Genomic DNA, 22,344 nt, shown 5'->3' on the forward strand with positions numbered 1-22,344 from the left:
CGAAGAGTACGAAAGCGTGTTCGCAGACGAGGGCTATCACGCCGGCATCGTGCTGCCCTCCGGCCTTGCCATGCTCGGCAACATCGAGGGCGAGCGCCCGGCGATGATCGTGAAGGTGGACGCGACGACCATCACGGTCGCCATCGTGGACCGGCGGCAGCTGCGGCTGATCCGCGTGCTGGAGAACGCCGCCGGCGCGCAGGTCTCGAGCGAGCAGCTCGCCGGCGAGGTCTACCCATCCGCCGTGTTTTTCGAGGACACCTACCACGCGCGCATCGAGAACCTGTTCGTGGGCGGCATCGCGCCCATCCAGCAGGTCGCCCCCGCGCTCGAGGCGCATACCGAGGCGCGCGTGCACGAACTGGTCAGCGGGCGGCACGTGGACGTGAGCGAGAGCGGCGCGCGCGGCGTGCTCGCCGGCGTGGTGGGGGCGCTGATCGGCTGATGCGCTACGACATCAATCTCGCCTCGCGGCCCTACATCGACGCCCGCCGCTTCTACGCGAACTGGATGACGCTGCTGGTGCCGCTGGCGCTGGTGGCGGCGCTGCTGAGCGGTCTGGTCATCCGGGCGCTGGTGGGCTCGCGCGAGGTGGCGCGCAAGGTGCGCGAGGAGCGTGCGAAGATCGAGCAGCTCGACCGCAACCGCGCCAACGCCGAGGCGGTGATGAATCGCGCCGAGAACCGCGACACGCGCGACAAGTCGCGCTTCCTGAACGGCGTGATCGCGCGCAAGGCCTTCTCATGGACGCAGGTGTTCGAGGAACTGGAGCGCGTGATGCCCGACCGCGCCCGCGTCCTCGCCATCCACCCGGAGATCAAGGACAACCGCGTGCTGCTGGTGATGAGCGTGGCGGGCGAGACGCGCGCCGACGGCCAGGAGCTGCTGCGGCGCATGGAAAACTCGCCCAGCTTCCGCCAGCCGCAACTGCGCAGCGAGGACGTGCAGCGCGGCGACGAGGGCAGCGTGGTGAAGTTCGAGGTGGCGGCGACGTACGTCCCGCGGCCGGTGCACCCGGCGACCGCCGCGAAGGGAGGCGACTGAGTTGCGCGACTTCGCCCGCCTTCGCCGCCGCTTTATCGCGCTGGGCGTGGTGTTGGCCGCGGTCGCGCTGGCCGCCGCGGTCTTTCTGCTCACGCCTTACGGCCGCTCGCGCGAGCGCCTGCAGGCCGAATACCAGCAGCTGCGAACGGAGCGCCAGCAGAAGGAAGCGGAAAGCGGGCCGCTCGCCGACATCGACAAGGGACTGGTCACGGCGCGGCAGCAGATCGACGCCTTCTACCGCGAGCGCCTGCCGGAAGGTTATTCCGCCATCTCCTCGGAGCTGGCGAAACTCGCCGCTCAGAACTCGGTGAAGCTCGGGCCGATCAAGTACGACCAGGAGAAGGAGAACCCCGCTCCGGGCGTGCAGGCGCTGCACGTGAAGCTGAACGTGGCCGGCGAGTACAAGAACCTGGTCAAGTTCATCAACGCGCTGGAGCGGAACAAGATGCTGTTCGAGCCCTCCGGCGTGGAGCTGTCAGAGAGCCAGCAGGGTGTTACGCTCGACCTGACGCTCGACACGTATTTGCGGGAAGGCGGGATGTGAGATGAAGGTGGGCGCGGAGAATCGCACGACGCTGATCGCCGCCGTGGTCCTGGCGGTGCTCGCGCTGGCGTTCGGAGCGCGCATGGTGATAGTGCTGAGCGAAGGCGAGCCGGCCAAGGCCGCCACCCCGAGCACCGCGCAGCAGGCGCCGCAGGCGCGCCGCATGCCGCGCGCGTCGGCCAAACTGCCCACGTCTGATTCGCTCGACCCGACGCTGCGGCTGGAAGTGCTGCGCGCGGCCGAGGCGACCGAATACCAGGGCAGCGGCCGGAACATCTTCGACTACAAGTCGAAGCCCATCCCGCAAGTGGTGGTCAATCCCGGACCGAAGCAGCCGCCGCCGCCGCAGTGTCCCGGGGACCCGCGCTGCCCGCCGCCGCCGATCCCGCTCACTTTTTACGGGTTTGCCAGCAGGCCGGGCGAGCCGAAGAAGATCTTCCTGTCGTCGAAGGAGACGGGCGACCTGTTCGTGGCGGGCGAGGGCGAGATCGTCAACCGACGGTATCGCGTGCTGCGCATTGGCGTGAACTCGGTGGAGATCGAAGACGTGCTCTCGAACAACCGGCAGACTATCCCGCTCACGCAGGGCTGATCGGTAGAGACGCCCTTCGGGGCGCCTCCGAGACGGCCAGAAGGCCGTCTCTACTGTAGAGATGAAAGTAGCCCGCACATTCCGCCGCCGGCACAGCCGCGAGCAGGGCTACGTGCTGATCGCGATCCTGCTGATGCTGGCGCTACTGATCATCGCGCTGGCGGCGGTGGCGCCGCGGCAGGCCACGCAGATCCGCCGCGACCGCGAGGAAGAGGCCATCCATCGCGGCACGGAGTACGCCAAGGCGGTGAAGCGCTACTTCCGCAAGTTCGGGCGCTATCCGGCGCGCATCGAGGAGCTGGAGAACACCAACAACTCGCGCTTCCTGCGCAAGCGGTTCAAGGACCCCATCACGGGCGAGGACTTCCGCATCCTGCGCTACGGCGAGCAGAAGAGCGTGCCGCGCGGGCTGTTCGGCGCGCCGCTGGGCGCGGGCGGCCTCGCGGGCGGCGGACTGGCGGGCGCGGTCCTCGGCAACGCGCTGGGCGGCGGCGCGCCGTCCGGCGGACAGCAGCAGCCGCAAACGCCCGGGACCCCCGCCTCCAGCATGAGCCAGCCGCTCGGCTCCGGACAGACGTTCGGCGGCGGACCCATCATCGGCGTCGCCGGCGTGAAGGACCAGACGTCGCTCAAGGAGTGGCAGGGCAAGACGAACTACAAGGACTGGGAGTTCTATTACGACCCGCGCTTCGACCAGCAGGCGCAGCAAGGCGGCGTGCCGGGTGGCATCCCGCAGCCGGTGGGCAGCCCGCTCAATCCGCAGAGCCCGCAATCGCCGCAGCAGCCGAATCCGCAACCGCAGATCCCGCGCTGAAAGCAAAAGCCTCGCCCGCAGGCGAGGCTGGAAGATCCGACTGCGTTACACGCTGAACGACGAGCCGCAGCCGCAGGTGGACTTCACGTTCGGGTTCTCGAACTTGAAGCCGGCGCCCTCGAGCGTCTCGACGTAGTCGACGTTGCAGCCCGCAAGGTACATCATCGAGGTCGCGTCCACGAAGACCTTGAGGCCTTCGAAGGTCAGTACCTTGTCCATCATGCCGGCCGAGTTCTCGAACGACATGGAATAGCTGAAGCCGGAGCAGCCGCCGCCGACCACGCCCATGCGCAGCCCGGCCGGAGCCGGGTCCTGCTGCGCCATGATCTCCTTGACCTTGGCAATGGCGGTGGGCGACATGCTCAGCGCCTTCTTCTCGCCGGTCTGCGGCGCCTGCGGCGTTGCGGTAAGCGGGGTGGAACAGGACATGCGTTTTCTCCTTCAGGACTTACACGATTATAGCAAACGTCTTCCGTAACTTAGATGACCGGAATGGGGGCGGGGACTCAGCCTTGCAAGGTGGCGGACCAACAGCGTTCTGAGAGAGACTAGGAGCTTCGCGATGTCCGATTCCGACCGAGACCCGCTGTTCTTCCCGCCACACAAGCAGCCCGAGCTGCCGCCAGAAGAGGAAGAAGAAGGCTACTCCGCCGAGGTGGACCCGGCCGGCCAGCAGCGCCGGCTGCGGGCCATCGTGGTCGTCGGGTTGGTCGTGCTGGGGTTCTTCCTGCTCAGCCTGCAATCGGAGTCGGTGAAGGCCGCGTGGGCGGAGCTGCGCATCTCGCTTGGCCTGGCGGGCGAGCCGGTGAGCGCGGGCCCGGCAAAGTTCTCCGAGCATGAACTCGAGCAGCTTGATAGGCTGCCGGCGCAGGTGCAGGCCCAGAAGCTGCTGGAGCGCGCCATCAACCATTACGAGGGCGCGGCGGGCGAGATCGAGCGGCGCGTGGACGGCTGGCGCGGGCACATCGCAGAAGACCAGCGGCTGTTCGGCCTGGTGCAGACGGCGCTCAACTCCAACGACCTGCGCGTGCGCGCCGCCGCGCTCGAGGTGGACCTGGCGGCACGCGGCACCACGAAGGACGCCGAGACAGTGCAGCGCATGGTGCAGCAGGCCGAGCCTGGCCGCGACGGGCGCATCCAGGCGCTGTGGGCGCTGGGGGCGCTCGCCAACCGCGGCATCGAGCCCGACGCCGCGCGCCAGGCGCTCACCAGCTACCTGCACGACCCGCAGGAGGAGGTGCGCTACTGGGCGGTCGAAGGCCTGGCGCTGACTGGGCAGGATGAAAGCGTCGCGCCGCTGCTCGACGTGCTGCGCACGGATTCCTCGGGGCGCGTGCGCGAGCGCGCCGCGTGCAGCCTGGCGCAATCTGGCATGCTGGCCAAGGAGCAGCGCATGCGCGCCGTTCCGGAGCTGATGAACATGGCCGACGACCCCGCGCTCGACCCCAGCACGCGCAAGTGGGTGTTCCAGGCGCTGCGCGACATCACCGGGCAGGGCCTGGGTGACGACGCCGCGGCGTGGCGCAACTGGTGGTCCGTCCAGAGCCGCTCCTAAGGTTCTTTTCCCGCAAACCAGCGCCGCCGCCTGCCGTCCAAGAAGGGTTGAATTTCGACGCCGGCCTTGCGCGGCGGGACTATAATCCGCGTTAGAGGCCTCTCCGGGGCTCCCGCTCGGGTACCGCGGAGAGACCGGCGAAACGAAGCGAGGTGCTACATGGTGGAGTGGTCGCCATTCATGGTTACGCTCGCCATTGCGTGGGGCGCCGTCACGACGGTGCTGGTGGTCCTGCTCATCTACCGCGGCACGCTGACGATGCACGAGGATGACCAGCTATTCCTCGATGAAGCCGAGTCCGCCGCGCAGCAGGAGCAGGCCGAACTGCTCAGCAAGATCGACCGACTACAGCCGTACGTGCGGGCGACGATGGCCGGCTCGGGCGCGCTGCTGGCGATCCTGGTCGCGATGCTGGTCTGGGACGGCATCCAGCGCATGTAGTCGCGGGCGGCTGGTGCCGCCGCGGGTCCACGCACGGCCTGCGTGTTTTTCCCTGTTCTATAATTTTTTCGGCGCGTCCGTGTGCGCGGGCGCGCCCGCGTGCGAAAGTGGCGGAATTGGCAGACGCACCAGACTTAGGATCTGGCGGGGTAACCCATGGGGGTTCGAGTCCCCCCTTTCGCACCACACTTCAGCGATAAGCAATAAGCAATAAGCAATAAGCGATCAGCTCTTGGACTTCGCTTACCGCTTGTTGCTGATTGCCTCTGTCGCAGCCCTTATACTGTCCCGACCGACTATGGCGAATCCCAACCAGCCCGAGATCAAGCTCACCCAGACTGACGACTACCGCGAGCGCTACGCCAACAGCGTGCAGATCCGCGTGAACGTGTGGGACTTCTTCCTCGTCTTCGGCACGCTGCAGCAGCAGACGCCGAGCGAGGTCGAGGTCCGCAACTTCCAGGGCGTGTACCTGAGCCCGCAGCAGGCCAAGGCGCTGCACGCCATCCTGGAGCAGAACGTCGCGAACTACGAGAAGACGTTCGGCGAGATCAAGCTCGACCCGCGCATGGCGGCGCAGCCCGGGATCATCAACTGACGTGACCGCGCGGGTGCGGTGGCCGCTGCATCCCGTGCTCGTCTTCGCGCTGCTATTCACCGGCATCTTCCTGCTGCACGCTCCGCTGCTGCGCCTCGCCTACTTCTGGGATGAGGCCGGCTACTACGTCCCGGCCGCGCGCGACCTCTACCTGCACGGCTCGCTCATCCCGCAGGAGACGGTCTCGAACGCGCACCCGCCGCTGGTGATGGCGTGGCTCGCGCTGTGGTGGAAGCTCTCGGCGTTCACGCCGGCGGTCACGCGGACGGCGATGCTGCTGGTCGCGGCCTTCGCCCTGCTCGGGCTGTTCCGGCTGGCGCTGGTGGTCTCGAATCGCGCGGTCGCAGTGGCCACGGTGGCTTGCACCGCGCTCTACTCCGTCTTCTTCATGCAGAGCTCGCTGGCGCACGTGGACGTGGCCGCGGCGGCCTTCACGCTGTGGGCGCTGAGCTACTACTGCGAGAACCGGCGCTGGCTGTGCGCGCTGATGTTCTCGCTCGCCGCGCTGAGCAAGGAGACGGCCATCCTCGCGCCGGTAGCGCTGGCGGCGTGGGAATTACTAACAAGCAGCCAGCGCATGGGACAGCTCTGGTTAACCGTACTCACATTCACTTTGTTGCCGCTTTTGCCGCTGCGCGCCAAGCGCCGCGCGACGGGCATCGCGATCGTCGCGGGGCCGGGACCAGTGTTTCGGGATTCTGTCGTCCTATTGGTCCCTCTGTTTCCGCTCGGCCTCTGGTTCGCGTACCACTACGCGCAGACCGGATACGTCTTCGGGAATCCTGAGTTCGTGCGCTACAACGTGACGGCGACGCTCTCGCCGCTGCGCTTCGTGCTCGCGCTCGTGCAGCGGCTGTGGCAGGCGTTCGGCCACATGAACCTGTTTGTGCTGACGGCGGCGACGGCGGTCGCCATGATGCTGCCGGCACAGCCCAACCGTGAACGCATCGCCATCTCGCATCAGCTCACGTTCGCGATCGTGCTGGCCGCGTACGTGGTTGCGCTCTCGCTGGTGGGCGGCGCGGTGCTGGCGCGCTACATGCTTCCGGTCGTTCCGCTGGTGATCCTGGTGTGCGTGTCGACCTTGTGGCGCCGGGTGCGCGGGTGGCCCATCGCGGTGGCCGCGATCTGCGGGCTGTTCGTGGCGGCGTGGTTCGTCGCGCCTCCCTACCGCTTCGCTCCGGAAGACAATCTCGCGTACCGCGATTCCATCGTGCTGCACGTGAAGGCCGAGCAGCTCATCGCCAAGCATTATCCGAACGCGCGCGTGCTGACGGCGTGGCCGGCGAGCGACGAGCTGCGCCGGCCGTATCTCGGCTACGTGAAGACGGCGCTCCCGGTCGTGCGCATCGAGAATTTCTCGCTGGAAGAGCTCGACCTGGCGGCGCACTCCTCGCAGCCCTACGACGTCGCGCTGCTGTTCTCCACCAAGTACGAGACGCCGCGGCGCATCGAGTGGGACTTCTGGGAGCGGCAGCAGAAACGCTTCTTCGATTATCACGAAGACCTGCCGCCGGAGGCGGCGGCGCGCATGCTGGGCGGCGAGATCGTGTGGCAGGAGCGGCGCGGCGGCGAGTGGGTCGCGGTCGTGGACTTCAAGCGGCCGCAGAACGCACGACTGGCGCATTGATCCACTGGTTCACTTGTTCATTGAAAAGCGAAAACGCTCGCCGCAGCGAGCGTTCAATGAACCAGTGAACCAGCCAACCAATCAAGAATCTAGCGCACGCCACCCGGGACGACGACCGCGGGCACCGCGGCGGTCTCCGGATTCAGCAGGCCTTTGTGCTCGGGTCCGAGTCCGAGCTTGATGAGCGCGCGCGAATCGGGCGTCACCTTGCTCTGCCACCCGTTGTCGGCCTGGAACTTCTGCATGGCGGCCTGCGTGCGTGCGTCCCACTGGCCGGTGGCCTCGCCCTGGAGGTAGCCCTCGCGGATGAGCGCGGCCTGGATCTCGCGGGCACGGTCTTCCTTGATGCCCTGCTGGCCGCGGCGCTTCCACGCCCCGCGGCGGGCGCGCGACTTGCCGTGCTTGCCGGACTTACTGGAGACCTTCTTGGTCTTGGTGCTCTTGGAGCTGGAGCCGGACGTCTTGCTGGCGGCCATCGCCGGCACGCCCGCGAGCAGCATGCACAGGATGGCGATCACGAATTGGTTGAGTCTGGGACTGCGCACTACAACACCTCGTGTTCGGATCTAATTGTTCCAACGCCGGGGGTGGCGAAGGCTCAACCGCAGCTTTAGGGGTTCCAGAGCTGCGGAATCATTTCATATCTGATGCTGCCTGGCTAGAGACAAGATTGCTTACCCTGGGTCATGTACCACCGGGGCAACCACCCTCAAAAAAAGCAGGGCCCGCGCCGAGACGCGGGCCCCGAAGGCCTGGCTGGTTACGGCAGCGTGCCGGCCAGGAAGATGGTGCCGGCGTTGCGGCCGCGGCCCTGGCGCACGAGGAAGACGACGTCCTGGCCGCTCTTGAGCGTGCCCTGGACGCGGCGGAAATCATCCTCGCTGTTGACCTGCTGCCGGTTGATCTCGAGGATCACGTCGCCGCGCGAGAGCCCGATGTCGTCGGCGAAGGAACCCGGCTTCACCTCCTGGACGATCACGCCGCGGTTGGCGGGGATGTCGAGGCGCTCGGCCAGTTCCGGCGTGACGTTGCGGACGGTGATGCCGAACCGCGAGTCCTGGGGCTTCGCGCTGTCGGCTTCCTCTTCCTCCTCGCCGAGCCGGTCGCTGAACAGCTTGGCGCGGTCGGCGATGATGACCGAGGTGTCGTCCTTCTTCCCGTTGCGGACGTAGGTGATCTTCGCCTTCGCCCCGGGCTTCATGCCGGCGATGTAGTTCACCAGCTCGTCGCCTGTCTTGACCGGCTTGCCGTCGATGGCGGTGATGGTGTCGCCGACCTTCAGGCCGGCCTGGTCTGCCGGGCTGCCGGGGCGAACGTTGGCGACCGTGACGCCGCCCTCGACGCCGTAGACACGCGCGACCGCCGGGTTCGGGATGGCGTTGAACTCGATGCCGATGGAGCCGCGGGTCACGCGGTGCTCGGGCCCGATGAGCTGATTGTAGACGCTGATGACGGTGCTCGACGGCATCGCGAAGCCCACGCCCTGGTAGCCGTAGGACTGGGTGAAGATCGCGGTGTTGATGCCGATGACCTCGCCGTTCATGTTGACGAGCGGCCCGCCCGAGTTGCCGGGGTTGATGGCCGCGTCGGTCTGGATGAACGACTGGAATTGCTGGCGCGGGACGATGTTGCGTCCCTTGGCCGAGACGATACCGGCGGTGACCGACTCTTCCAGTCCGAACGGGCTGCCGATGGCCAGCACCCAGTCGCCGACGTTCATCGAGTCGGAGTTGCCCCACTTCGCCGCAGGCAGCGCGTGGCCGGCCTCGATCTTGATGACGGCGAGGTCGGTCTCGCGGTCGAGCCCGATGACCTTCGCGTCATGGCCGAGCGCGCCTTGCGGGTCGTCCATGAGCTTCACGCGGATGCGGTCGGCGCGATCCACCACGTGCGCATTGGTGATGATGTAGCCCTTCGAGTCCACGATCACGCCGGAACCGAGCGAGCGCTGGCGCATGCCTTCGGGGCCGGCTTCGCCACCGCCGCCGGGGCCGCCCTGGTCAGGGCCGCCGAAGAAGCGGTCGAAGAAATCCTGGAACGGGTCGTCGTCCTGCTGCCCGCCGGGGGCGCGGCGGCGCTTGGGCGGCTTGATGGTGGATTCGGTGTTGATGTTCACGACCGTCGGCTCGAGCTGCTTCGCGATCTGCGAGAACGCGCTCGAGAGCTGCTGCGGCGCGGGCATCTGGATGGGCGTGGCGTCCGCCGAGTTCGGCGAGCCCGATTCCTTGCCCTTCACGCCGTTGGTGATGACGGTCCCGATGAGAATGCCGAGGACGAGCGTGGCCACAATGAGCAGCGTCGACCCCAGGCGGCGCGCCTTGATGGCTTGCCAGGCGCGGGTAAAACGGGGATCCATAGTCTCCTCTTTCTTGTCCTTAGGAAGGGCTCTCTGACTCGACGACTGGATTATAGCCGCCGGCGTGCACCCGCCGCCTCCAGCGGGCGCCTGCCCCTCAAGCATTAGACGCAGGAAAACCGCCCCTCGTCACCAAAAGTGGGCCCTAGCCGCCCTCTTCCTCGACCTCGGCTGGGGCGAGCGCCCCCGGCTGCTCCTCCACCACGTGCCCCTTCAGCTCGGAGAGCAGGATGCCGCCCAGGATGAGCATGGCCCCCAGGGTGGCGCGGTGTCCCAGGCGCTCTCGCAGGACGAGGTACGAGGTGATCCAGGCGAACACCGGCTCGAGCGCGAAGATGAGCGCGGTGTGCGTGGGTGGCGTGAACTGCTGCGCCCACGCCTGGATGCTGAACGCCACCGCCGTGCAGAACACGCCCGTGACGAAGATGGCCCACAGCACCCGGGGACTCCAGGCGGCGTGCGGCTGCTCCAGCACCGGCAAGGTCGCGAACATGAAGACCGCTGCAAAGACCGTTTGCAGCACCGCCATCTGCTCGAAGGCGAGCTTCTTGGTCGCGCGCCCCAGAAAGATGATGTGGAACGCGAACGCCACGGCGCAGCCCAGCGTGAGCAGGTCGCCGCGGTTGACGCTGGAGAGGTCGAGCACGTTCTCGCCCGCCGGCACCGTCAGCAGGAACAGTCCAACGAACGCGGCCACCACGCCCAGCACCGTCCAGTGATTGACCTTGCGCCGCCAGAAGATGGTGAGGAACACCGGCACCAGCAGGACGTGGACGCCGGTGAGGAACGCGGACTTCGAGGGCGTGGTGTGGACGAGGCCCGTGGTCTGGAACTCGTAGCCCGCCCAAAGCAACAGCCCGAGGATGGCGCCGTAGCGCAGCGCGGCGCGGTCGAGCTTGCGCATCTGCCGCCAGTACACGGCTGCCAGGCACGCGGCGGCCAGCGTCATGCGGACCGCGTTGAAGTACAGCGGCGTGATGTCGTGGAGCGCGTCCTTGATGACGACGAAGGTCGCGCCCCAAATGGCGGCGTTGAAGACCAGCAGGAGGTGCGCTTTGAGCGAACGGCTCACGTAGTGAGAGTAACAAACGGTGCGTGCTTCTTCGCGGGCCGGCGGCCGGGCAGCGTGGCTTGCGGCCGGCAGCGGCGATACCCCGCGGCAAGCCGCCGGCCGCAAGCCGCCCGCCGTTTATAATCCTCGGTTCTTCCCAGGAGCGATGCGCGAGTGGCACTCGACCAGAAGATCTACGAACTGCGCCAGCAGAAGCTCAAGGAGATCGCTGCGCTCGGGCAGGAGCCGTATCCGCGCAAGTACGCGACCACGCACACGCTCCCGCAGATCCTCGAGCAGTACACGGCGAAGTCCGCCGAAGAGTTGGAAACTCCGCGCGTCGAGGTCTCGGTGGCGGGCCGCATCATGGCCATCCGCGTGATGGGCAAGGCCGGCTTCGCGCACCTCCAGCAGGGCGGCCAGAAGCTCCAGATCTACGTGAAGAAGGACGACGTGGGCGAGAACGGCTGGGCGCTCTACAAGCTGCTCGACCTGGGCGACCACGTCGGCGTGAAGGGCTACCTGTTCCGCACGCGGACCGGCGAACTGACGGTGCACGTTTCGGAGATGACGTTCCTCTCCAAGGCGCTGCTGCCCTTGCCGGAGAAGTGGCACGGCCTGCAGGACGTGGAGCTGCGCTACCGCCAGCGCTACGTGGATCTCACGATGAATCCCGAGGTCCGCGAAGTCTTCGTGAAGCGCGCCCGGCTGGTGCGCGCCATCCGCGCATTCTTCGACGCGCGCGGCTACATCGAGGTGGAGACGCCGATGATGCAGCCCATCTACGGCGGCGCGGCGGCGCGGCCCTTCGTCACGCACCACAACACGCTCGACCTCGATCTCTACCTGCGCATCGCGCCCGAGCTCTACCTCAAGCGGCTCACGGTCGGCGGGCTCGACCGCGTCTACGAGATCAACCGCAACTTCCGCAACGAGGGCATCTCGACCCAGCACAACCCCGAGTTCACCATGCTCGAGTTCTATCAGGCGTATTCCGATTACAAGGACCTGATGGACCTGACCGAGGAGTTCTTCCCGCACGTCGCGAAGGAAGTGAACGGCACGACGAAGGCGAAGTTCGGCGAGAAGGAGTTCGACTTCGCCGACTGGCAGCGGCTCTCGATGCGCGAGGCCATCATCAAGTACTGGCCGGAATCGGCGGGCGCGAGACCGCAGATGAGCGACTTCGCCGACGCCAAGTCGGTGGACGCGCTGGTGCAGCGCTTCAACGCGCATCACTCGCACATGCCCTACGATCCGAAGGACCCGAAGGGCAAGACCATCGCGGCGATGTTCGAAACGATCGCGGAAGAGCACCTCGTGCAGCCGACCATCCTCTACGACTTCCCGCTCGACATCTCGCCGCTGTCGAAGCCCAAGCCCGACGAGCCCGAGTGGGTGGAGCGCTTCGAGGTGTTCATCGGCGGACTGGAGCTGGGGAACGCCTTCAGCGAGCTCAACGACCCGCTCGACCAGTTGCGCCGCTTCGAGGAGCAGGTGGCGGCGAAGGAGCGCGGGGACGAAGAGGCGATGTCGCAAGTGGACCACGACTACGTCCGCGCGTTGAGTTACGGCATGCCGCCGGCGGCGGGCTACGGCATCGGCATCGACCGCCTGACGATGCTGCTGACGGACTCGAAGTCCATCCGCGACGTCATCCTGTTCCCGCTGCTGCGGCCGCAAATGAAAGGCTCAGAGGACGCAGGGGACGCCGAGGAAAAGTAGTTTCTTTTGGGCCTCGTGGTGCATCCTTTAGGTTGAGGGTGGAGCGGCGATCGGCAACGACGTCGACCCAATCGGCAATCGGCAATCGGCAATCGAAAATCGGCAATTCAAGGCAGGTACCCTTCATGGGATTTGACTTTGACGCGGAACAGCGGCGGCGGCTTGGCTACAAGCTGATCGACCACATCAACCGGTACTTCTCTTCCCTGCCGGACCGTCCGGTCCAGCTCCCGCTCGAGCAGCGCACCTTCGGGCAGCTCACCGACAAGATGCCGGAGCTCGGCCTGAACGCCGAGCACGTGCTCGACGAAGTGTGCGACGAGCTCGTGCGCAAGGGCTTCCACGTCCCCGCGGCGAACTACTTCGGCTTGATGAACCCCACGCCGACCTACATGGCAGTGCTGGCGGAGGCGCTGGTCTCCGCGCTCAACCCGCAGCTCGCGACGCTGGCGCGCTCGCAGCTGGCCTCGAAGATCGAGAACGAGACGGTGCGCTGGATCGGCGAGCGCATCTGGGGCAACGGCAATGCGGGGCCGAATGCGCGGCCGTTCGATGGGACGTTCACTTCCGGCGGCAACGAAGCGAACTTCAGCGCGCTGGCGCTGGCGCTGGCGGCGCGCTTCCCGCATGCGATCGACGACGGCGTCGCGGCGATCGGCGCGAAGCCGGTACTGTATGCGTCGGCCGAGTCGCATCACTCGCTCGACAAGTCCGCCGGGCTGCTCGGCTTGGGGCGCAAGGCGCTGCGGCGCGTGCCGGTGAACGCCGCCGCGCAGATGGACGTCGCGCAGCTCGAGCAGCAGGTCGTCGCCGACAAGCAGGCGGGACACCTCCCGTTCTGCGTGGTCGCGACCGCCGGCACCACGAACTCCGGCGCCATCGACGACCTCGTGGCGCTCGCCGGCCTGTGCGAGAAGCACGCCCTGTGGCTGCACGTGGACGGCGCGTACGGCGCCGCGGCGGTGTTCAGCAACGAACATCGCGACCTGGTGCGCGGCATCGAGCGTGCGGATTCGGTGACCATCGACCCGCACAAGTGGCTGGCGATGCCGTTCGCGGCGGGCGTGATCCTGACGTCGCGCCCGGAGCTACTGGAGAAGGCGTTCGCGGTGACCACGCCTTACATGCCGAAGGTCTCGAGCACGATGTCGGCGGCGCAGGCGGTGCGCGGCACGCACCTGGTGGACAACTTCAAGGTCTCGACGCAGTGGTCGCGCCGCATGAACTCGCTCAAGTTCTGGCTCACGCTGCGGGTCCACGGGCGCACGGCGTACGAGGAGCTCATCCACCGCCAGCTCGAGCTGGCGCGCGCGATGCGCGAGTGGCTGGCGCGCTCGGCGGAGTTCGAGCTCGCGGTGCCGGGAACGCTGCCCATCCTGAACCTGCGGGTGAAGTTGCCGGGGGCGACGCAAGAGGAACTCGACCGCACCCACGCCGCCATCGTGGACGAGGTCACGCGCGACGGGCGCCGCTGGCTCTCGCTCACGCGGGTCAACGGACGCAGCGTCATCCGCATGATGATCATCAGCTACCTGACGGAGGAGCGGCACCTGAAGGAGCTGCAAGAAGCCCTGGCCGCGGCGGCGAAGGGCGTGTTGAAGCCGGCAGGCGCGCGCGCCTGAGCCGCGTGTTAACTTGAGGCGCGGGCGGGCGTGAGCGGAGCGAGAGCCCGCATCCGAAATCCTGAGCGAAGCGAAGGACCTCTCGGTCCGAGCGGTGGAAGCCTGGTGAGTGCGGCAGGATTCGAACCTGCGACCCATGCCTTAAAAGGGCATTGCTCTACCAGCTGAGCTACGCACCCACGACCTTCAACTTTAACACGCGAGTTCCCTACTGCTCGTCGTGGTCGGGCTCTTCCTCCCACTCCTTGACCGACTGCCACGCGGAAGCGTCGCTGGGCGAGCACTTCGACATGCTGTCGTGCTTGCAGACCTGCAAGTCGTAGATGGGATGGATCTCCCACACGGTGAAGCGCGCCGGGTCGCCCGTGCGCGGCGCCTTGCCGACGCAGGGCTGGTGCGAGCCGTCGAAGAAAAGCTGGCCTGAGACCTTCACGATGGCCTGCTCCTTCTCCAGGTCCTTGATGTTGGCGGCCTCCCACATCTCGGGACGCAGGTGCGGAATGAGTTCCGCGCCGAAGCTCTTGCAGAGCTTCTCGTCGCGCTTCGGCTTCGGCTCCTTCTTCTTGAACTTCAACTTCTTCTCCGAGAGCGCGAAATGGATGTCGACGTCGGGCTTCTTGGCGCCGCAATTGGAAGTTTCGGCGCCGGCCGGGTGCGCGTCGGAGATGTAGCCGACGAAGTACACCAGGTCGCCCTCGGCGAAACTCTGACCGTCCACCGCGATCGGCGTGGTCAACGCGCTCCGGCTCGCGGGCGGGCCGGGATGGTGGCCGTAGGCCAGGCCGGTGGCGTCCACCGCCGTCTGCAGCGCTTTGAGGGTCTTCTCCCGCAGGCGCTTCGGCGTCCCGGTGGCGCACAGGTTATTCTTCGCGCGATTCTGGGCGTGGTTGGCGGCGCCGGCGCTCGCGGCGCCCTCGAGCCCGCACTGCTGGTCGATGGGCTGCTTCTCGACCCCATAGGGATGGCAGGCGGTGGGAAACTCTTCCGCGCTCAAGTGTCCCGCGATCAGCAACATCGCCAAGCAGGTCATGGCGCGCATGGATTCCGCCTCCGGGCGCAAAATACCCTGATTCCGTCCCCTTGCCAAGCCGCTGGGTGAATCACCTTAGGCTATCTACCCTAGGCTTTTCTTGCACTTAGGGGATTTTTGTATGGATTCTTGGGGACGATAGTGATATTAAGAGTCCACCCAGACCCACTAGCAGACAAGAAAGCCGGCGGGCGCGAAGTGTTTTCATCCCCCACGACAAGCATTTCTCCTCACTTTTTTGCAGGCGGCGCGTGAGCGCCGGGCGGAAGCCAGTCCGCGCGTGCATTCTGCACGGAAGCCTGGCGGTGGTAGGCGCAAAAAATCTTGGAGGTTCTATGAGTAAGAGTTCTCGGCTCACAGTCCTGTGTGCCGTGCTTTTGCTGTGTGCGACCGCGGCGTTCGGCGCTTCGCAGAACGCAGTGCTGTACGGCACCGTGTACGATGCCGGCGGCGGCGCGATCTCGGGCGCGACCGTGACGCTGGACAATCCGGCGATCGGGTTCTCGCGCACCACGACCACAGCATCAGATGGCACCTACAGCTTCAGCGAAGTCCCGCCCGCGAGCGGCTATAAGCTGACCGCGACCCAGGGCGGCAAGGCCATCGACATCCGCGGCAACATCACCGTGAATGTCGGCGAAGAAAGCGTGATCGCTCCGCCGCTGAAGGCGCAGGCTACCCCGACCGTCGTCGAGAAGGCCGCGACCGAGATGCCGGTGACGACCGAAAAGGTCAGCTCGGCGCAGAGCGGCACCATCACCGACCAGCAGCTGCGTTCGCTGCCGCTCTACAACCGCAACTTCCTGACGCTCGGCACGCTCACGCCCAACACGCATGACTCGGGCGCCGCCGATCCGCTCGGCGAAGCTTCGTTCAGCGTGGCCGGCAACCGCTCGACCGCCAACATGTTCCTGGTCGACGGCGCCGACAATCGCGCCTCCAGCTCCAACCAGGCCGTTCCCTTCCAGGTCAACGACGCCATCCAGGAGTTCTCGGTCATCTCGTCGAACTCCAACGCGACCTACGGCGCGCAGGGCGGCGTGGTCAACGTGGTCACCAAGCGCGGCGGCAACAAGTGGCACGGCTCCGCGTTCGGCTACTTCGGGTCGGATGCGTTCGACTCCGAGGGCCCGCTGTCGGTCTACAACGGCGGCACCTTCGACCAGGCGGCCGCGCGGGCGAATAACCCCGACGGAACCACGCTCACCATCTTCCCGCAGTATTACAACGACTATGTGGCAGCAGCAACCGCGCTGGGTTTCTGCACCAGCTCGATCGATCCCACCGGCACGACCGGCACCCTTCCGTGCGGCGGCGGTATCGGCGCACTGACAGGCGGGGCTGCAACCGGCGAAAACCCGCTCTTCAACCCGGCGGCAGTAATGGCCGCCAATAACCGCTTCGACCGGCCGTGGCAGTCGCAGCAGTACGGCGTCAACATGGGCGGGCCGATCGTGAAGGACAAGGCGTTCTTCTTCGGCAGCTACGAAGGCACGCACATCGACAACCCGAACCCGGTCTTCGAGCGCGTCCCCTCCGCCTTCGATCGCACCTATGATCCGCTGGGCACGGGCGCGTACAACTTCACCAACCTCGATCCGAACTACACCGTAGCCAGCGGGTTGATGAGCCTGTTCCCCGCCGCCAACGTCATCGGCGTTCCCGACGCGCTCGAGTTTTACCAGGGCGAAGCCGAGAACAACCTGATGGTGCATAACGTGCTCGGCCGCGCCGACTGGGTGCAGAGCTCCAGCGACAGCTGGAACCTGCGCTGGATCGGCCAGTGGCTTGACCAGATCCACGACGCCACCCTGCCGGCAGTCGGTTCTTATGCCGGGAATGGCGCCAACCGCACGGCATTCAACCAGAACCTGAACCTCAGCCAGACGCACGTGTTCAGCTCCACCCTGCTGAACAACGCGCACGTCGGCTTCAGCCGCTTCCACCTGAGAGAGAAGCCGCAGGACGAGAACTTCGACCCGACCACCATCGGCCTGCCGCCGGGACCGATGATGTCGTTCTTCCTCTCGGGCCTCGACACGCAGTACAGCGGGGCGGTCAATGCCAACGTCGGCGGTAACGGCCTGTTCAGCGGCTGGCTCGACAACGGTCCGCTGGCCCCAACGCTCGACGGATTCTTCCCCATGGCCCGCATCGGCGCACCGCTGTACGCGCCCAGCGACCACGAGGACTGGTCGGTCTTCGCGGCCGACACCGTCTCCTGGACTTGGGGTCGCCACCAGTTCCGCTTCGGCGGCGAGTACCGGCACTTCATCAACAGTGTGGTGGACGGGGGCCTGGCTCGTGGCATGGTGCTTTCCGGCAACATCGGTCAGTTCACCTCAGCTTCCCGGAATTGCAACGACCTGTGCACCGCCCTCAGTGGCGGCACCACGGCGTTCGGCGGAAGCTTCGCCAATGAGAACTTCATCATGGGCCCGTCGTTCGACTATGCACAGCACAATGGGTCGCCGTTCGAAGCTGACCTGCGGTCGCATCAGTTCTCGGCCTTCGCTGAGGACACGATGCGCGTGACGGAGCGCGTGACCGTGACGCTGGGAGTGCGGTGGGATCTGTTCACCCGTCCACAGGAACAGCAGAATCGTCTCTGGAACTTCGATCCGGTCGCCAACGGCCTGGTCGGCCAGGGCACGACCTCGGTCCTCAATCAGACGCAGGACAATTGTGCCGGGACCGGCACGATCACCGGGTACCCGATCACTCCGGCTTCCTTTGGCAATATCAACCTTTGGGACTGCTCGCCGACTGGCACGGATGGCGGCTTGGACAACAACCACTACACCAACTTCTCGCCGCACCTGGGCGTGGCTTGGGACGTGACGGGAGACGGCAAGTGGGTGGTGCGCGCGGGTGGCGGCTTGTTCTACGACCGCGAGCCCGCGAGTTACACCAGCCAGTTGATGTACAACCGTCCGACCTCGCTCTTCGTGCCGGATCCCAGCCTCAATGGGGTCGCTTCGCAGTTGCCGCAAGGGATCTACGGCAGCTTGTACGATCCCTTCGCCTTCGCCGGCGATCCGGGAAGCTTCTCGTACGGGAATGCGTCGCTGAATCCAGCCTACATGGTGGGCCAGCCGCAGCCCTTCGCCCAATGCGTCATCGAGATCGGCGCCCCGTGCCAGTACCTCCAGTCGGCCGTGTTGGCCGGCGCGATGTACGGTCGCGATCCCGAGAACGACAATAATCCGAAGGTCTGGCAGCTCAACGGCTCCCTGCAGCACCAGTTCACCAACAACATCGTGGGTGAGGTGGGCTACGTAGGCAGCTTCGGTTACGACCTGCCGGTATTCTTCAACCAGGGTTTCAACAACGAGTGGTTCTGCAGTTCGACCCTCGGCGCTTGCGACAACAACTCGTACGCTCCGGTGTTCATGCAGACCAACCAGGGCGAGTCGCATTACAACTCGCTGTTCGTGCGCGCGCGCGTGGCCGACTGGCACGGGCTGCGGCTGAACGGGACTTACACTTTCTCGCGGGCGCATGACAACGCCAGCGCGCTGGTGTTCCCGCAGATCCCGCAGACCATGTTCCAGATGGGTTGCGGCCCGCAATCCGTCGGCATGTTCAACCCCTTCAGCTGCTCCGGCGGTGGCTTCAACCCCGCCCAGTCCGGCGGCAGCCTGACGGCGCTCACGACCACCGGCAGCACCACCGGCATCACCACGCCGTACACCATCCCGCAGGACCCGAACAACTTCCTGGACGATGACTGGGGCCGCTCGGACTACCAGAGCGACCACCGCTTCGTTCTCGACTTCACGTACGACGTTCCCTCGCTGCAGAAGGCGTGGGGGTGGTCGAAGTGGCTGGATTACTGGCAGATCTCGGGTATCGCGACCGCGCGCAGCGGGCAGCCCTACACCATCTACAGTCTGGTGGGTGGAGAGCTCTCGCAGCGTGCGAATGCCACCGGAGCGGTCGCAACCTCGACTGATCCGAACGGCGCCATCAATCCGAGCAACCTCGCAATCGCAGCCCTCACGTGCGGCCCGGCCATCCCGGATTCCGGCCTCGGCCTGTTCGCGGCGGATGGGACCACCGGAACATCCTGCAACGGCAACACCGAGCGCAACGCCTTCACCGGCCCGATGTTCAGCACGGTCAACCTCGCCATCCAGAAGAACTTCCCGATCGGCGATGAGGGCATGATGCTGAGCTTCCGCTCGGAGTTCTACAACCTGTTCGGGGCGGAGAACCTCTACAACCCGATCAGCCTGCTGAGCACGGATGGCTTCAGCCTCAACCCGGACTTCGGCAAGATCAAGTCCGCGCACGACCCGCGCCAGATCCAGTTCGGTGTGCGCTTCACCTGGTAAGCTCCAGCAACGGAAAAGCCCCGCCGCGAGGCGGGGCTTTTTCTTGGTCGCAACGGCCGGCTAGAACCGGATGATGGGTCCGCCGGTGATGCGCAGGTTGTCGCGACGACCGTCCTCGAAGAAGATCATCTCGTCGCCGGCGTCGAAGCGCAGCCCGAACGGGCCGAAGTAAAACTCCGCACCCGCGCCCGGATACAGGACGCCGTTGGTCTCGCGCAGCCGCAGGTTCTCGATCGAGGTGGCGAAGTTCCCGAAGGTCACCGGGCGGTCCGAGATCCCCAGCTTGGCGAAGCCGCCCTTCACCGTGACGAAGAAGCGCGCCTTGGAGTCGTCGTTGCCGGTCTGGAACTTGGGACCGAACAGGCCGTGCAGGACGCGCAGGTCGCTGCGCTCGGGCGCCGGGATGATGGGTCCAGGACAGGCGTCGCAGCTCTCCAGGAACGTCTGCGAGAACTGGTAGCCCATTTCGGCTTCCAGAGCCACGTTGGTATGCACGTTGAATCCGACACGCCCGCCGACGCCCGTCATGTTCAGTTCCAGCGGCTGCAGCCGTGTGTAATCCACAAAGATGCCCACCTGCCCGTGGTTCTGGGCAAAGAGGCTAGGCGCCATTGTCAGTGCCAGCGCCGCGATCAAAAGCACTCCGATCCTTCTCATGAGCGACTCTCCCGTAGTTCTCCCCTGAAGCAGTCGGGCAGGCTTTCGCCGGGCCTCGTACGTGTCAGATCAGGGGTTCTGGAAGATTGGGATGCGTCCCTGGCAGTGCGGGTGGGCTGCTGCCGGGACACGACAAAAGCCGCCGCTACGAGGGGGTAGCGGCGGCTCGGGGGCCGTTTTTCGTCTACTTCTTGGCCTCTACCATGGGCGGCCCGACGTCCTTGGGCAGTTCGCCATTGAGCGCCTCCAGGAAGGCCAGCAGGTCGGCCTGTTCCTGGCCCGTCAGGTGGTCGAGCGGCTTGATGAGCGGGTCGCGGTGCACGTTGGAGTTCCCGCCGCCTACGTAGAAGTCGAGGACCTCCTTCAGCGTCTTGCGGCTGCCATCGTGCAGGTAGGGCGCCGTCTGCGCGATGTTGCGCAGCGTGGGCGTCTTGAACGCGCCCTTGTCCTTCTCCTGCCTGGTGACCTCGAAGCGCCCGACGTCCTTGAGCTGCTCGTCGCCGAACACGCCGACGCCCAGGTTGTGGAACTTGTTGTCGGTGAACAGCGCGTACTTCTCGCCGACCGTGTGGCAGGCCGCGCAGTTCGCTTTGTCGGCGCGGCGGAAGACCTCGAACCCGCGCTTCACGGACGCGCTCACCGCCTTCTGGTCGCCGCCGTAGTACCAGCGGTCGAAGGGCGAGTTGCCGCTCAGCACAGTGCGCTCGAAGCTGGCGATGGCTTTCTCGATCTTGTCGTAGGTGATGGGGCCGGCACCGAAGGCGCGCTCGAACTCCGCCAGGTAGCTCGGGTCCTTCGCAAGCCGTTGCTCCACGCCCGCGAGCGTGTGCGCCATCTCGACCGGGTTCGCAACCGGGCCCTCCGCCTGCTTCTCGAGCGTGGGCGCGCGGCCGTCCCAGAACTGCACCTCGTAGTAGGCGGAATTGATCACGGTCGGCGAGTTGCGCGTCCCGGTCTTTTGCCCGACGCCGACCGACACCGGCCTGGGGTCGGCAAAACCCGCCGCCGGATCGTGGCAGCTCGCGCACGCCACGGAGCCGTCGGCCGAGAGCTGCTTGTCGTAGTAGAGCCGCCGGCCGAGCGCAATGGTCTCGGCGGTCGGTGGATTGTCCGCCGGCACCGGCACCGGCGGCAGTCCCAGCGGCACGGCGATGGTGATGGGCTGCCCGATCGGCCGCGCCGGCGAGGCGGCGATCTTCATCGCGGCAGCAGGTTCGTTCACTTGCTCGCGGATCGAGAAGAACCAGAAGCCGGCGACCGCGACGACGGCGATGACGACTATCAGCAGGAATAACGAACGTTTCATCGAAGACCTCCCAGGCAGGCGTAGAGATGTGCCGGTGCTCTGGCCGGACACCAAGAATGAAGACGCTACCGTGGAAATCTTCGGCGCGCCGGGAGGCGCGCGCAGTGACTGGCGTCACGCAAGAAAGAAAGAGATGGAGGGCGGAATCTTGGCGTCCCCAGCGGGATTTGAACCCGCGTTACCGCCGTGAAAGTGCTCTCTACTCACATTTGATGGTTTAGGACTGAGTCAGCTGGCTTTGGCAAGGGGCACTCATTTCAACGACTTGCCAGGGCTTGCTCTGGGACATTCTTGGTCCAAGTAGGTGCGATTTGCCTTCCCTACGTCACCACAGCGTCACCGCAACCTGATGCTTCGCACGTAGAGGGCTGTTTTATGGCTCACCAGTTGAGTCGTTACTTGAGGTCAGAGCCGAACTCTACCTCTCGGTGCGAAATGTCATTGCTCTCTCCCTCTCTCCTCTGGCAACGAGAATCGGCCTTGTTCAACATGAACAACGAGCAGCCGTCTACCGTGAGCAACATCCAGCAGCTACTCTGCATCTCGCTCACAATCGGCCCCGGCCCCATGAATTGTCGGAGGTTTCGAATGACTCCTCGTGTACTTCTGGTCGGAGTTGCCTCTCTCCTTTTCTGTGCTCACGCACTACCTCAGTCTGGCGACACACTTGCCCTATCAACAGCCACCGAGTCCAAAGCAGCGCTAACCGGAGGAAAACTGGTGTCGGATGTGGCGATAGTCGCCGATGCCACCGCTTCCACTGGTTCTCAGAAGACGGTAGGCATAGCTCACATCTGGGCGCAAGGAACGATGAAAAGTCGCGTTGACTTAATCAGCGGGAGCTCTGTCATTGAGAGCCAACGTCGCGACGCTTCGGATGGCTACCCCGTGGGGAGCTGGTCTGGAAACGATGGGGTCCAGCATTCCTGCCCTGTTCACAATTGTGCGACCGATGCAGCCTGGTTCTTTCCGGCGTTGCTTAGCTTCACAAGCTCGGGAGCCGACCCTGACGTCTCGCTGACCTACCTCGGCGAAGAACAAA

Annotated in this window: 19 protein-coding genes and 2 tRNA genes; 13 read left to right on the plus strand and 8 right to left on the minus strand. The window is 65.7% G+C overall.

The window, feature by feature from the left end:
• The 5 genes from VLA96_06945 to VLA96_06965 form a co-directional block, all read left to right on the plus strand.
• Positions 1 to 445, plus strand: a 445-nt coding sequence (locus VLA96_06945; protein HSE48930.1) for a hypothetical protein, incomplete at its 5' end; no start/stop codon positions are given.
• On the plus strand, positions 445 to 1,044 hold the full coding sequence (locus VLA96_06950; protein ID HSE48931.1) for a PilN domain-containing protein: 600 nt from the start codon (positions 445 to 447) through the stop codon (positions 1,042 to 1,044). The genes VLA96_06945 and VLA96_06950, both read left to right, overlap by 1 nt.
• Before the next feature lies 1 nt (position 1,045).
• Positions 1,046 to 1,588, plus strand: a complete 543-nt coding sequence (locus tag VLA96_06955) for a hypothetical protein (protein HSE48932.1) — start codon at positions 1,046 to 1,048, stop codon at positions 1,586 to 1,588.
• Position 1,589: 1 nt separating this feature from the next.
• The gene (locus VLA96_06960) at positions 1,590 to 2,180 is read left to right on the plus strand and encodes a hypothetical protein (GenBank protein ID HSE48933.1); all 591 of its coding nucleotides are present in this window, start codon (positions 1,590 to 1,592) and stop codon (positions 2,178 to 2,180) included.
• A gap of 61 nt (positions 2,181 to 2,241) precedes the next feature.
• Positions 2,242 to 2,994 carry a hypothetical protein gene (locus VLA96_06965; GenBank protein HSE48934.1) on the plus strand — a complete coding sequence of 251 codons (753 nt, stop codon included), beginning with the start codon at positions 2,242 to 2,244 and terminating at the stop codon, positions 2,992 to 2,994.
• 45 nt (positions 2,995 to 3,039) lie between these two features.
• Here the strand turns inward: VLA96_06965 and VLA96_06970 are convergent, their stop codons facing one another.
• Positions 3,040 to 3,423, minus strand: a complete 384-nt coding sequence (locus VLA96_06970; GenBank protein ID HSE48935.1) for an iron-sulfur cluster assembly accessory protein — start codon at positions 3,421 to 3,423, stop codon at positions 3,040 to 3,042.
• 133 nt (positions 3,424 to 3,556) lie between these two features.
• On the opposite strand from VLA96_06970, the gene VLA96_06975 reads away from it, so the two are divergent.
• The 5 genes from VLA96_06975 to VLA96_06995 all read left to right on the plus strand — a co-directional run bounded on the left by VLA96_06975 (position 3,557) and on the right by VLA96_06995 (position 7,218).
• The gene (locus VLA96_06975) at positions 3,557 to 4,549 is read left to right on the plus strand and encodes a HEAT repeat domain-containing protein (protein ID HSE48936.1); all 993 of its coding nucleotides are present in this window, start codon (positions 3,557 to 3,559) and stop codon (positions 4,547 to 4,549) included.
• A 159-nt stretch (positions 4,550 to 4,708) separates the two neighbouring features.
• Entirely contained in the window at positions 4,709 to 4,990 is a 282-nt protein-coding gene (locus VLA96_06980) for a hypothetical protein (GenBank protein HSE48937.1), read from the plus strand.
• Positions 4,991 to 5,091: 101 nt separating this feature from the next.
• Positions 5,092 to 5,176, plus strand: a tRNA-Leu gene (locus tag VLA96_06985).
• Positions 5,177 to 5,288: 112 nt separating this feature from the next.
• Entirely contained in the window at positions 5,289 to 5,588 is a 300-nt protein-coding gene (locus VLA96_06990; protein HSE48938.1) for a DUF3467 domain-containing protein, read from the plus strand.
• A gap of 1 nt (position 5,589) precedes the next feature.
• Positions 5,590 to 7,218 carry a glycosyltransferase family 39 protein gene (locus VLA96_06995; GenBank protein ID HSE48939.1) on the plus strand — a complete coding sequence of 543 codons (1,629 nt, stop codon included), beginning with the start codon at positions 5,590 to 5,592 and terminating at the stop codon, positions 7,216 to 7,218.
• A gap of 89 nt (positions 7,219 to 7,307) precedes the next feature.
• On the opposite strand, the gene VLA96_07000 is transcribed toward VLA96_06995, so the two are convergent.
• From VLA96_07000 to VLA96_07010, 3 genes are all read right to left on the minus strand, one after another.
• Entirely contained in the window at positions 7,308 to 7,763 is a 456-nt protein-coding gene (locus VLA96_07000; protein ID HSE48940.1) for a peptidoglycan-binding protein, read from the minus strand.
• Positions 7,764 to 7,978: 215 nt separating this feature from the next.
• Positions 7,979 to 9,574 carry a Do family serine endopeptidase gene (locus tag VLA96_07005; GenBank protein ID HSE48941.1) on the minus strand — a complete coding sequence of 532 codons (1,596 nt, stop codon included), beginning with the start codon at positions 9,572 to 9,574 and terminating at the stop codon, positions 7,979 to 7,981.
• 145 nt (positions 9,575 to 9,719) lie between these two features.
• Positions 9,720 to 10,646 carry a DMT family transporter gene (locus tag VLA96_07010; GenBank protein ID HSE48942.1) on the minus strand — a complete coding sequence of 309 codons (927 nt, stop codon included), beginning with the start codon at positions 10,644 to 10,646 and terminating at the stop codon, positions 9,720 to 9,722.
• Positions 10,647 to 10,799: 153 nt separating this feature from the next.
• Here VLA96_07010 and lysS point away from each other — a divergent pair, with 153 nt between their 5' ends.
• Entirely contained in the window at positions 10,800 to 12,350 is a 1,551-nt protein-coding gene (gene lysS / locus VLA96_07015; protein ID HSE48943.1) for a lysine--tRNA ligase, read from the plus strand.
• A gap of 125 nt (positions 12,351 to 12,475) precedes the next feature.
• Entirely contained in the window at positions 12,476 to 13,972 is a 1,497-nt protein-coding gene (locus VLA96_07020; GenBank protein ID HSE48944.1) for a pyridoxal-dependent decarboxylase, read from the plus strand.
• 103 nt (positions 13,973 to 14,075) lie between these two features.
• Here VLA96_07020 and VLA96_07025 read toward each other — a convergent pair.
• Together VLA96_07025 and VLA96_07030 are read right to left on the minus strand one after the other, a co-directional pair.
• Positions 14,076 to 14,151 (minus strand) — tRNA-Lys (locus VLA96_07025).
• Positions 14,152 to 14,180: 29 nt separating this feature from the next.
• A complete protein-coding gene (locus VLA96_07030) occupies positions 14,181 to 15,011 on the minus strand; it encodes a hypothetical protein (protein HSE48945.1) in 831 nt (276 codons plus the stop codon).
• A gap of 362 nt (positions 15,012 to 15,373) precedes the next feature.
• Here VLA96_07030 and VLA96_07035 point away from each other — a divergent pair, with 362 nt between their 5' ends.
• On the plus strand, positions 15,374 to 19,339 hold the full coding sequence (locus VLA96_07035) for a TonB-dependent receptor (protein ID HSE48946.1): 3,966 nt from the start codon (positions 15,374 to 15,376) through the stop codon (positions 19,337 to 19,339).
• Positions 19,340 to 19,399: 60 nt separating this feature from the next.
• On the opposite strand, the gene VLA96_07040 is transcribed toward VLA96_07035, so the two are convergent.
• Positions 19,400 to 19,951, minus strand: a complete 552-nt coding sequence (locus VLA96_07040; GenBank protein HSE48947.1) for a hypothetical protein — start codon at positions 19,949 to 19,951, stop codon at positions 19,400 to 19,402.
• A 229-nt stretch (positions 19,952 to 20,180) separates the two neighbouring features.
• Positions 20,181 to 21,302 carry a cytochrome c peroxidase gene (locus VLA96_07045; GenBank protein ID HSE48948.1) on the minus strand — a complete coding sequence of 374 codons (1,122 nt, stop codon included), beginning with the start codon at positions 21,300 to 21,302 and terminating at the stop codon, positions 20,181 to 20,183.
• Between the last annotated feature and the right edge of the window lie 1,042 nt (positions 21,303 to 22,344).

Source organism: Terriglobales bacterium (assembly GCA_035457425.1).
Lineage (GTDB): Bacteria > Acidobacteriota > Terriglobia > Terriglobales > Acidobacteriaceae > JACPNR01.